Annotated in this window: 6 protein-coding genes; all 6 read left to right on the forward strand. The window is 41.8% G+C overall.

Translation table 11 applies throughout. The annotated features are described in order from the left end of the window. Nucleotides 1-769, forward strand: a 769-nt coding sequence (locus Q1V93_RS01375; RefSeq protein ID WP_367183767.1) for a hypothetical protein, incomplete at its 5' end; no start/stop codon positions are given. A gap of 1 nt (nucleotide 770) precedes the next feature. Beyond that, nucleotides 771-1,532, forward strand: a complete 762-nt coding sequence (tpiA, locus tag Q1V93_RS01380; RefSeq protein WP_300660439.1) for a triose-phosphate isomerase — start codon at nucleotides 771-773, stop codon at nucleotides 1,530-1,532. Then, entirely contained in the window at nucleotides 1,514-2,359 is an 846-nt protein-coding gene (gene prmA / locus Q1V93_RS01385; protein ID WP_300660442.1) for a 50S ribosomal protein L11 methyltransferase, read from the forward strand. The genes tpiA and prmA overlap by 19 nt, the downstream gene beginning before the upstream one ends. After that, nucleotides 2,356-6,966: a hypothetical protein gene (locus Q1V93_RS01390; protein ID WP_300660445.1), complete on the forward strand. Its 4,611-nt coding sequence runs from the start codon at nucleotides 2,356-2,358 to the stop codon at nucleotides 6,964-6,966. Before prmA ends, Q1V93_RS01390 begins: the two co-directional genes overlap by 4 nt. Further along, nucleotides 6,966-7,589, forward strand: a complete 624-nt coding sequence (gene plsY / locus Q1V93_RS01395; protein WP_300660448.1) for a glycerol-3-phosphate 1-O-acyltransferase PlsY — start codon at nucleotides 6,966-6,968, stop codon at nucleotides 7,587-7,589. Before Q1V93_RS01390 ends, plsY begins: the two co-directional genes overlap by 1 nt. Nucleotides 7,590-7,619: 30 nt before the next feature. Next, nucleotides 7,620-12,912 (forward strand): hypothetical protein (locus Q1V93_RS01400; RefSeq protein WP_300660451.1); only part of this gene is annotated, 5,293 nt, incomplete at its 3' end.

Here is a 12,912-nt window from a genome sequence, read left to right on the forward strand (position 1 = left end):
CCCCGGAAAATATCAAAGCATGTTGGTCTATAAAAACCTGCAAACCGGAGAGAAAAAAGAATACGACGGTTCCAGTAAGGAATTCATGAATTCCAAAATTTGGGAGAAAACCAAAGAGTGGAAATACCTGGAAATGATCAACAAGGAAATCAAACCCATGCGGCTTCCGTCTATTGATTCGGCACAGTTCAATCCTTCCAGAGCGATCAAATCGTTGACAGAAGACGAACTTCAGCTGGATGTGGTGAAAAATCAATTGAAACACACAAAAGTGCCGGGGCTTCGTTTGGTCGATAATGTCACAAAAGAAAAGACAGAGATTCCTGAAATCGAATACAATGTGGAATCGTATCCGAAAGATGCCTACACGGTTCTGGATACGATCGAAGTGGAGAATCCGGATTTAACAGACGTAAGTATCCGCGACTTCTTGTTCAAAGCACCGGAAGTGATCATTGTTTTCTCCAAAAGTCTGCAAGAGTTTAACCTGAAACATTTGGGAGAATTGAAAATAATTGCAGCGAAAGCGAAAAAAGCAAACATTCCGTTTGTATTCATTGTCGGATCGGGAGACGAAGAAATTGCAGCTTTCAAAAAGAAACACAACCTGCATATTCCGTTCTTCATCAATGACGGAGTGGAGTTAAAAGCAGTTGCACGCTCAAATCCGGCACTTGTAGTACTGAAATACGGTCGTGTGAAAGGAAAATATACCGGTAATTCGTTGCCGGAGTTTAATTGGATTCAAACTAATTTATTGGCAAAATAAGATGCGCGCTAAAATTGTAGCAGGAAATTGGAAAATGAATTTGTCTCAGGAACAGGCAAAGGAATTGTGTAAAGAAGTAAATAACATGCAGATCGGTTCCGGAATTGAAGTATACATTTTCCCGCCGATGTTGTATGTCAGTGATTGCAAATCGCTTTCAACACATGTGAAAGTAGGAGCTCAGAACGGCTATCCGAAAGATAGCGGAGCCTACACAGGAGAAGTCAGCATGTGGCAATTGAAAGAAGCCGGAATCAATGCTGTTTTGATTGGTCATTCCGAGCGAAGAGAATATTTCAACGAAAACAATGCTTTGCTGAAAGAAAAACTGGACGTAGCAATTGCTCATGGAATCAAGCCATTCTTTTGTTGCGGAGAATCGTTGGAGATTCGCGAAAACGGAGCTTTTTTGGAGTATGTAAAGAATCAATTGGAGGAAAGCGTGTTTCACCTTTCGGACGGGGATTTCAAACAGATTGTTCTGGCTTACGAGCCGATCTGGGCGATTGGAACCGGAAAAACGGCTACTACCGAACAGGCTGAAGAAATGCACGCTGCAATCCGTTCCTGGGTTGAAGAGAAATATGGAAAAGAAATTGCAGACAATACTCCGATTTTATACGGTGGAAGTTGTAACCCGGGTAATGCTCAGTCGTTATTTGCCTGCGAAAATGTGGATGGAGGTTTAATTGGAGGAGCAGCATTGAAAGCTTCCGATTTTTCTGTTTTAGTAGCTGAGGAAACATGGACTATTTTGAATTAACGATTGATATTAAACCAAGAGCCCCCTGGGCTGATATTTTGGTTGCGGAGCTGGCAGAATTAGGCTTTGAAAGCTTTGTTGACACCGAAACCGGAATTCAGGCATATGCTCCTGTTCAAATTGGCGATGTTTCATCCATTTTGAAAGAAACATGCATTCATGACAATGCTGAAATTGACGTGAGCTGGCATCTTTCCGAAATTCCGCATCAAAACTGGAATGCCACCTGGGAAGCATCTTTCGAACCTGTTTTGGTTGACTCCCGTTTGGCAATTATCGCGCCGTTTCACGAGGCAGCAGATTTCCCGGATCGCGAATTGATCGTGATTCAACCGCAAATGTCTTTCGGAACCGGACATCACCAAACAACCTACCTCATGTCACAATTCCTGCTCGACTTACACTTACTTCCTGAAAGGGTATTGGATATGGGAACAGGAACAGGTGTTTTGGCCATTTTAGCCGAGAAAAAAGGAGCAAAGGATATTTTAGCCGTAGACATTGAATCATGGTCGGTGGAAAATACGCTTGAAAATGCAGCCCGCAACTCCTGTTCAAAGATCAGAGGTCTTTTAGGAGACATTGATTCCATTCAGGAAGGAAATTTCGGCGTGATCCTTGCTAACATCAACAAGAATGTTTTGAAAAGACACATGCCTGATTACGCAAAGCTTTGTTCGGATGGGGGATTATTATATCTGAGTGGATTTTTCACTTCGGATGTTGCCGAATTGGAACAGGTTGCTAAAAATGCCGGCTTCGAACTGGTAGAAACAAGAGATAAAGAAACATGGGCATCCATGAAACTTCAAAAAGTAGAAATATGAAAAAATGGGGATTCGTTTTAGTCGCGATTTTGAGTGTTACACAGCTCTTTTCACAATCTTACCCGGACAACCGGGAGAAATTCGTGAAAGCGATCAGTTCATTAACCAATGATTATCTGGACAAAGATCAAAAAGACTTTCTCAAAGATGAATTTTCGGTAGCCTTATTGAAATCAACGGACTTTCCGGATAAGTATTTCACACAGATGGTTGCAACGTGTAATCTCATGGAAAGTAAGCGATTAAAAGTCTATCCCGAGATTTATAACTATATTTTCTCCGTTTATTCGTTTGTGAAAAACAAACAGCCGGAATCTTCTTTTGCTGCGTGGCATAGTTCGGTAGATAAGCTTTTGGATGCAAAAAACGTGAACAAGTTCAAAGATTTCATTGAGCTTTCCGCAGGCTTTTTCTCCAAAGGAATGCTTGCCAATTCTTCCAATGAAGAATGGTATTTCTACGGTTCTTATGTATTCGAATTCACGGATAAACCGATCATTAAATTTACAAATGGTCGTCTGGTTTGCGGATTTCCCAATAAAGGAGCAAAAAGAGATGAACCGCGTTTCCTGGATTCATTGGTTGTTTACAATACGAATGGAACGTATGACCCGGTGTTGAAAAAATGGATCGGAAAAGGAGGAAAAGTAAACTGGGTGAAAGTGGGACTGAAAGAAAATGAAACCTTTGCCGAATTAGGAAATTACGACGCTTCTATGAAATCCAACTTCCTGAAAGCAGATACTGTTTCTTTGACAAGCCCATTCTTTAAAGGGAAACAGATTAAAGGAACGTTGAACGAACGTGCATTCCGCATTATTCGTGAGGCAGACCGCAATTATCCGCAATTTATCTCTTTTGAACGGAAACTTGCGATCGGGGACATTCTTCCTGAAATGGATTATGTGGGAGGTTTTTCTTTGCAGGGAGCAAGTGTTATCGGAATCGGGAATGCGACTGAAATGGCTCAGTTGACGATCAAAAAAAACGGTAAAAAATTCCTGGTGGCGAAATCACAATACATTGCAATTGCACCTACCAGAATTGTTTCAAACGTTACACAAACATCGCTTTATGTCGGAGAAAAAGATTCGATTACACATCCCGGAGTTGGATTTACTTATTCGAAAGATTCGAATATGGTAGAACTTACAAGAGGAAAATCAGGTGTTTTGCAATCTCCGTTCACGGATTCATACCATCAATTGGAATGGTACGTGCAAAAAGTAATCTGGAGCAGAACTGGAACAGACTTGGTCTTTACTTATGAATTCGGAACGAGTCAGGAACAGCGGATTGCGCGTTTTGAATCAATGAATTTCTATGACGGGCGTTTGTATGACCGCTTGCAGGGAATGGAACAAGTTCATCCTTTGGCGGCACTGTATAATTACTGTTACAAGTTCGACGAATTCACCCTCACGGAAGGAAAAGCAGCGACGGCTCTTGGAAAAACGGTAGATCAGGTGAAAACGCAATTATTGGATTTAGCTTCATACGGATTCATCAGTTACGATACGGAAAATAAAATCGTGAAGGTGAACCAAAAAACCAAGGTGTTTATTGAAGCAAGAGCCGGAAAAAGAGATTATGACAACCTGATCTTTGTTTCGGATATGCGCCCGAAACCGAAATATGCTCCGGAACAGTTGAAAGATAACCCGGCACTTCAAAAAATTGCAAAACAGGATTCACTTTCAGCCATTCAGCGCAGAATGATGCCGAATTTTGGAAAAATGAGCTTGAGTTCAATGGATATTTCCCTGGAAGCTGTTGACCGCGTAACGATTTCAGATGCTCAGGCTTCTTTCGTTTTACCGGATAATGCAAAAGTACAGATCAGTCGCAACCGCGATTTCAAATTTACAGGTTGGGCTTCTGCCGGGAAATTTGAAGTGCATACCCTGGAAGCGAGCTACAATTATGACGCGAACAAAATCAATCTGACGAAAACAGATAAGAGTTATTTTCGTGTAAAACCGCTTTCCCAAGCGGATGGAAACAAATCCATTGCTTTGGGTTCTCCGCTAAACGGAATTTCAGGTGAAATTATCGTCGATGATCCGACAAACAGAGCGGGAATGAAAAAAGACATTACGAAATACCCGATTCTGAAATCTGTGAAACCTTCGAAAGTGTATTACAACCAATACGATTTGTTTAAGGGGGCTTACGATTCAGCAAGATTCTATTATACCTGTGCGCCATTCGAAATGGATAGTCTGGACAATTTCAACGAGAAATCATTCCGTTTGAAAGGAGAATTGGTTTCGGCCGGTATTTTCCCGGTGATCAAGGAAGATTTGAAAATCATGGCGGATTATTCTCTTGGTTTCAGTACAGTTGCTCCGGCTGAAGGACACGTTTTCTATGGTACAAAAGCCATGTATAAAAACAAAATTGTTTTGTCAAACAATGGTTTGCAGGGAGCAGGGGTGATCAATTTCATTCACTCAACTTCTGATTCCAAAGCGTTCACCTTCTTACCGGATTCTACTTTGGGCTATGCGAAGTTTGAAAACAAACCGATAGAAGCAGGCGTTCAGTTTCCGGATGTAAAATCTCCGGATGCCTTTATTACATACGTTCCGAAACAAAATGTATTGAAAGCTTCTTCCACTTTGGAAAACGAGTTGACGTTCTTCGGAGGAGAAGCAAAAATGAAAGGAACGGCGATTATTCAACCGACAGGAATGACGGGTTACGGAATCATGTCGATGCAAAAAGCAAATTTAGGGTCTGATGCTTTCAAATTCAAGCGTTATGACATTAACGCAGATACTTCAGTATTCAACCTCAAAAACCCTGCGCCGGAAGAAGGTGAAAGCCCGCTGGCGTTCTCTTCCAATAATGTCAATGCGCACATTTCGTTCAAAGACAGAAAAGGAGATTTTAAATCCAATGACGGGGAAGAAATGAAATACTTCCCGGTGATTAAATATGCTTGTAAAGTGGATTTATTTACCTGGTTGATGGATCAGGACGAAATGGAACTGTCTAAAAAAGGAACCGGTTCGGGAGATATCAACATCAACACAGACCTGGATTTGGCACAACCGAATATGTTCTCAACACATCCGGATCAGGACTCTTTGGCATTCAGAGCGCCAAAAGTGAAATTTACGATGAGAAGCAAAGTGCTTTATTGTTCGGACACGAAATTTATCGACGTAGCAGATGCGCGTATTTACCCGGATAGTGCGAAAGTCACGATTCGTAAAAACGCGGCAATGGATCCATTGTTGAATTCGAAGATCGTAGCCAATTACGTAACGAAATACCATACTTTCCTGAATGCGAAAACAAACATTTCCGCAAGAAGAAAATACAGTTCAGAAGGAGATTACCCTTATTACGATGCGGATTCTGTGAAAACATTGATTCACATGGACAAAATCGGGGTGGATTCATCTTACCAAACTGTTGCAAACGGAACAGTGAAGAGCGAGGCAGGATTCAAACTGAATAAGTATTTCGATTACTACGGAGGAATGAAGATTAAAGCGGCAAACCCGCTGATCAGCTTTACCGGAGCAACAAGAATTAATCACAACTGTGAGAAGTTTGCGAAGAGCTGGATGTCGTTTGCGGCAGAAATTGATCCGAAAAACATTCAGATTCCGGTTACACCGAACATGAAAACATTGGACGGACAAGCAATCGCTGCGGGGATTGTTTGGAGAGATTCCCGTCAGAAAGATTCCATCCGTTTGTATCCGACATTCTTGTCTTCTCTGGAAGATCCGAACGACCCGATTTTCATTACGGCAACCGGAGTACTGCAGTATGATTTCTCCGCGAAGGAATTCCAGATCGGACCGAAAGAGAAATTGCTGAACCGCAACGAACCGGGGAACTTTATCGCATTGCATACGGAAAGTTGTTCGATGAACGGCGAAGGAAAAATCAACATGGGAATGGATTACGGAGATGTAACAGTGGATGCTGTCGGAACCGTAACATACAACCAGCAAAACGGGCAAACGGACGTGAACGCGACCTTGAAATTGAATTTGCCGATGGATAGAGGAGTTTGGGAAAGTGTGGGGCAGAGAATCGTGGATTACAAAGAATCCAAACCGCTTTCGTTTGAAACAACGAACATCGAACAAGCGTTGTTGACCTGGGGAGATCGTAAAACGGCAGACAAAATCAAGTCCGATTACACCCTTTCTGAAGATAAAAAGATCAAACGTTTACCGGATGAGATGGAAAAATCCATCGTAATTACGGGTGTTCATTTGAAAAATATTCCTGTATCGAAAGATGTTCGCGGATTGATGTCGAGCCTGGAAGGTGCTGCAATTGTGAACTTCTATGGAAAACCGGTGATGAGACAAGTGGTATTCCGTTCGGCATTCGAGCAGATCTATTCTTCTAACGGTGACCATTTTACGATGATGATGCAGGTTCCTGGCGGACCGGATTATTTGTTCGATTATTCGATGATGAAGCGAGACGGAACGCTGAATATTATTACGAGCGATTCGGATTTGTCAAATGCGATTAATGCGATCAAAGAAGATAAACGTAAAACGAAAAATTTCTTGTATCAAATCTCTACAAATAGCGTGTATTTAGGCAAACTAAATGCTATTTTTGAATAATGAACTGGACTGATTTTTTATGGGCTATACCTGCATATTTTTTAGGATCAATACCAACAGCAGTTTGGGTAGGTCGTGCGAAATATGATTTAGATGTTCGGGAGCACGGAAGTAAAAATGCGGGAGCAACAAATACGTTCCGGGTTCTTGGAAAAAAAGCGGGTAGAGTCGTACTAACGATTGATATTTTAAAGGGAATGATGGCAGTACTGTTACCATATTTTGTACTGCCGCTTCCTTTTTCTTCTGCACATTTAACGCACATTCAACTGGTTGCTTCTTTCATGGCGGTTTTGGGACATGTGTTTCCGGTTTTTGCCGGATTTAAGGGAGGAAAGGGAGTTGCAACTTCTTTGGGAGTGATCGTCGGTTTACAGCCTTTGGCAGCGGCGATCTGCCTGATTGTTTTTTTAATAGTCTTTATTTCAACACAATACGTGTCTTTAGGTTCGATCAGTGCAGCAGTTGTTTTCTCCTGTTGTTTGTGGTTATTTCCAATTAATACATACGCTTTGCCTATCTTTGGTTCTTTGCTTGCGTTCATTGTCATTTTCGCCCATCGTAAAAATATCAAACGATTATTGGATGGAACGGAAAGTAAAATGAACCTTTTTAAGAAATAAACGTATTGCCTCTAAAACAATCAGTTGAGCTTGAAGTCATTTAAAAGAGTAAATGCTTGGTTACTGCTATTTCTGTTTATTCAAACAGCTCAACTGTCTTTTGCGCAAGAAACCGAAGCAGATGTAAAAGTAAAAGCCGATAAACTCTTCCTTTCAGAACATTTTGTCGAAGCAACTCCGCTTTATCTGCATCTCATTGCGTTGAATCCGCGATCAACAGATTACAACTACAAATACGGAACTTGTTTGCTTTTCAATTCAAATAAGAAACTGGATGCTTTCAAATACCTGAACTATAGTATTACAGATCCTGCCATTAACCCGGAAGCGTATTTCTATTTGGGGAAAGCTTACCATTTGAATTTTCAGTTCAACGAAGCCATCAAAAACTACCATGTTTATATTCAAAAAAGTGGCGGAAAACCGAATCCCGGTTTTGAAGTTGAACGGCAGATTGAAATGTGCCAGAACGGAAAAAAACTGCTCACAACGATCTCTGATCTGGTAGTTCTGGAGAAAAAGCAGATTGAATACGGTTCGTTTTTCCGGTTATACAATTTGTCTCACATCGGCGGAGTTATTCTGATTACAACCGATTATCAATCCAAGGTTGATAAGAAACGCAATCACACTCCTTTGATTCATTTTCCGGATAATGCGCAAACCATTTATTATTCTTCTTACGGAGAATCTGATAAGGGAAGCAAAGATATTTATTGCCGGAAAAGACTTCCGGATGGGAAATGGGGACTTCCAGTTTTGGTTGCCGGAAAAGTGAATACGAAGTATGACGAAGATTTCCCGTATTTGAGTCCGAATGGAGAATATTTGTATTTCTGTTCGAAAGGACATAATTCCATGGGGGGATTTGATGTGTTTCGTTCCAGGTTTGAACCCGAAACAAACTCGTTCGGTGAACCGGAGAATATGGATTTTGCCATTTCTTCTCCTGACAATGACTTGTTCTATGTGGTCGATTCGTTGGAACAGAATGCTTATTTCGCATCGTCGCGGCAAAGTGAAAACGGGAAAATTCACGTGTATAAAGTTCGTGTTGACCGCGTTCCGCTTCAATTAGCAATTGTAAAAGGAGAGTTCAAGTCGTCAATCAATCCGGAAAATAAGAAACTCAGCATTAAAGTAACAGATGTGGTTTCCGGAAATGAAATCGGGGTTTTCAAATCCAACGAACTGGGAAGTTACCTGATTACTTTCCCGAAAGGAGGAAAGTACACCTATGAAATGACCGTTGAAGGAAGTACGACCGTTCACAAAGCGGAGGTCACAATTCCTTTTTTGAAAGTGTTTAAACCGTTGAAGCAAAAAATCCAGGAAGAAAAACTGAATAATGAAGAGGTGGTCCGTGTGGTTGATTTGTTTTCTGAAGACGTGGAAGATGCCCAGGGAATTTTGGCGGAAGTGATTCGCGGAAGAGCCGAATTGAATGTCAATGCCGGAAGTTTTGACATCAATGCATTGGATGCTCAAAAAGAAAACAAAAAAGTACTGGCGGATATCGGGCTGGAAAATGCTTCAAACCAGGAGATCATTTCGAAATTTGAATCCATTCAGCAGAAACAGGGACAGAAAGTAGATGGATTGGAACGTTTGGAAAACGGTTCGTTGATTGCCATTGTTGACAAAGCAACGGAGGTTGAAAAACTCCAGGCCGAGATTAAGAAAGATGTGGCGAAAGCAAACGCTGCCGAAACCAAAACAGAAAAGAATGATATTTTGCTTGCTGCCAGCGACAAGGTGGAACGCATTATTGAGTTGAAAGAAGAAATTTTGCGGATTGATGCTTTTTCGGATAGTATTTCAAAATTGATCCCGAAGGAAAAAGAACAGTTGAAAGCCATTTCGGAATTGAAGGAAGAAGTGCGGAAAGCAGTGGTCGATGAAAAATACGATCAACTCAAGGAAGCCGTAATTGCCAAAGCTGATTTGGTGAAAGAAATCGAAAATGAAAAGGAAACGCATCCGGTGGATAATCTTTTAGCTCAAAACGATGGGTTGGGGAAACAAACGGAACAGTTGAAAAAACAGTTGAATGCGTATAAGGAAAACGATCAGAAACTGGACCAGGAATTGAAAACCCTGAAGTCTGATTTAGCTGTAGCCAAAGCAAAAGATCAACCGGCGATTCAATCTAAAATAGATTCCAAAGAAGCGGAGAAAAAACTGGTTTCAGAAGAGACAACCCGTTTGGAAGGAAAAGTAGAAGACTTACACAAAAAGGAAATGGGTAATACGAAACAGATTACCTTCATCAACAACCTGCAAAATACGGATGAGAACCGGAAAGTAACGAAAGCGGAAGCTGATGCGAAAGTAGAAGCCATTCATTCGAATAATGTGAAATCGCTCGAATCGTATGTGAAACAGCAGGTGAAAACGATCGACACTTCGCATGTCACTGCACGTACGAACGACATTCTGGCTCAGGAATCGAAAGAGCGGGTAGATGAATACGCGAAAAACTATGAGTTGGCTCAACAGGCTGTTGATCAGCAGGCGGATTTGACTCACGAAGAGAAAGTAGCTCTGAAAGTGAAAAATAACGAGCAGCTGGACAAAAAACTGACGCAGGAATTGGCAAAAGTCGAGGAAGGATTGGCGAAAAATCCGAATGATCAGAAATTGCTGACCCAGAAAGAGCAGGTTCTGAATTTAAAGGCGGAGAATAGCAGGAACAAGGAGACAATTCTTTCCGAGTCGGTTCTTCCTAAAAACACATCGACAACTGCTGAAAAAGAGTTGACAGCGCTGATGCCGGATTACGAAGAGCAATTAAAAAGGGCAGGAAGTAATCCGGATCCGGAAGAGAAGCTGAAAGCGCAGAACCAGGTTGATGAAACATTACTGGATCAGATTGATTCGGAGATCGACAACGTATACGAGGTTTTGACAAAAGACCCGCTGAACCAGAAAATGCAGGATAAAAAAGAGGCTTTGACTGCGTTGAAGAAACAAAAAGAGGCGGTGGTGAAAGAACGCCAGGATCAGCTGGATGAACTTCAGTCGAAACAACACGACGAACTGGCTGCTGTTACGATTGAAAAAGAATTGAACCAGCTTGCGCCCAATTACGAAGAAGAGAAAAAAGCAATCGGAGATAAAAACGGTGTGGGAGAGTTGAAGGCTTTGAATCAGCTGGAAGAAAAAACGATCCGTGCTATTGACGAGGAATTGCAGACACTTGCTTCGAAAACAGATGCGTTGAGCACGAAACGAAAAGAAGTGCTTCAGGATTTGAAACAACAGTTTGAAGAAAATATTGCCTCAAGAAACGAAGAAATCAAAGCACGGAATACGGTGGTGGAAACCAATCCGAAAAACGCGGAGGGAACCGATTGGGTGAAAGAAATCCGACCGACTTATCCCGAAACCATTGCAAAAATTGAATCCGGGACTTCGAATCCGGAGGAGAAGACGAAATTATTGCTGGAAGAAGAAACGAAAATGCTTGTTTCCATTCGTGAGCAGCAGGAAAAAACAAAGAAAGTTCTGGCTAAAACTCCTGCAGATTCCATCGCGATGAAGAAATTAGCGGATTTGAATCAGCTGGAAGCAGTTCATGAAGCGAAACTGGATGAGCAGAAACAAACGCTTGTTTCCCAGGTAAAGGCAAGATTGAAAGACGAACAGCTTCGTCAGGAAGTATTACCGACTTATCAGACTTTAAGCACGGATGAAATCCAAAATCTGAGTAAGGAGGCAGCGCAGGCCAAATTATCGGAGGAAAAGAAACTTCAGACTGCGCTTGAGAAACAGATTCAGGCAAATACCAGGAGTTTGGAAAAGACGTTTTCAGCTGAAAAAACTGCCGAAAACCAGGTGTTGAATGACTTGTTGCAGCAATCGAAAGAAACGGAAGAAGAATTGAAAGCTTCGGCGGGTAAAGAACCTGTTTCAGTTGTCAAGAATGAGGTAGCGAGTTTGGAAACAGTTTTGGGCAACGAGTATGAATTTGCCATGCGCAAAAAAGCGGCAACGAAAGAAGAGGCTGAAAAGCAGTTGAAATTGTTGAACGAATTGGCGGAAAGTATTGAATCGAAACTGGATGAAGAAAAGCGTTCGGAAACAAGCAATGAAACGAACATTCGGGCTTTGGAAAAGCAATTGGCAGAGATCAAACAGCGAAAAGGTGTGATCGAAATTGACCTGAATGAATTGATTGCCGTTAAAACGACGGATTCCAACAAGCCGGAAAAGGACCTGGTTAAATTGAAGGAGGAAGAGCAGGTGTTAAAAAACCAATTGACAACTGCTTCGAATAAGGAGAAAACGGAAATTGAAAAGAAACTGACTTCGAACCAGGAAGCACAAAAACAAATCAATCAAGCGATTCAGCAACAAGAATTGGTTCAGTTGAACGATGCAACCAGGGAGAAAAAACAAGCATTGGAACAGATTCCGGGGAATGATCCGATCAAAGAAGTTGTTTTAAACCGGACTTCTGAAACAGTCCATGCGGCTGATCCGCTTTTGGAAAAAACAAGTGATCTGACGCTTTTAGAAGCTGCGAGTCAGTATCTGGACGGACAAACTGTTTTTGAAGAAACCAAACAGGTTGTTCAAACCGAAAATGCATTGAAAGAGCAACGCAGACGTTTTTCGATTGAGATCGGGGAAATTGAAGCGGTTCTGCAAAAAACAACCCTTGATCCGAAACAAACTTCCGAGTTGAAAAATCAGAAGAAGGTTCTGGAAGAAGCCATTGCTAAAATAGATCAGCGCCTGGAAGTTCTTTCAAAAGAAAAAACCTACGACCAGATCAACGATCCGGCTTTAGCGAAAACGGTTTCCGTGGAGGAAGAACAACGCATTGCTTCCGACAAAACATACCCGAAACTGCGTGAACAACAGCAGGCAATCAATCGTTTGAAAGAAGCGGTGAATCAGACCAAGACGAAATTGGAAGAGCAACGAAATGCCTATGTTAAAAGGGAAAACCCGGCAGAGAAAGCTGCGATTCAGACGGAGATTGAGCGTTTAAGCAAGGAATTGAGTGCTAAAAACCAGGAAATTGTTTCGAAAGAAACGGCATTGGATCTGGCTTTGAACAAGGTTGAAGGGAATAAAGAAGCCTGGAAAAATGTATTGACACGGGGAATTCAGCCGAAAGAATCACTTTCCACAACGATTTCCGAAGTTCTTGCTCCACAGGTTGCCGATGGATTTGAGATTAAGAAGGAAACAGCCGTTCAACCGAATGTGATCAAAAAAGCGATTCCGGTAGGAGTGAAGGCGCCAACCGGTTTGGTGTATCGCGTACAGGTAGGAGCTTTTGCCAAGCCGATTCCGGAAGATTTGTTCAAAG

The sequence above is a fragment of the Fluviicola sp. genome, assembly GCF_030151805.1.
In the GTDB taxonomy this organism is placed as follows: Bacteria; Bacteroidota; Bacteroidia; order Flavobacteriales_D; family Crocinitomicaceae; genus Fluviicola.

What these genes read in the sequence shown, in the direction of transcription:
- tpiA (WP_300660439.1), top strand. Translation starts at nt 771, where the DNA reads ATGCGCGCTAAAATTGTAGCAGGAAATTGGAAAATGAATTTGTCTCAG.
- prmA (WP_300660442.1), top strand. Translation starts at nt 1,514, where the DNA reads ATGGACTATTTTGAATTAACGATTGATATTAAACCAAGAGCCCCCTGG.
- Q1V93_RS01390 (WP_300660445.1), top strand. Translation starts at nt 2,356, where the DNA reads ATGAAAAAATGGGGATTCGTTTTAGTCGCGATTTTGAGTGTTACACAG.
- plsY (WP_300660448.1), top strand. Translation starts at nt 6,966, where the DNA reads ATGAACTGGACTGATTTTTTATGGGCTATACCTGCATATTTTTTAGGA.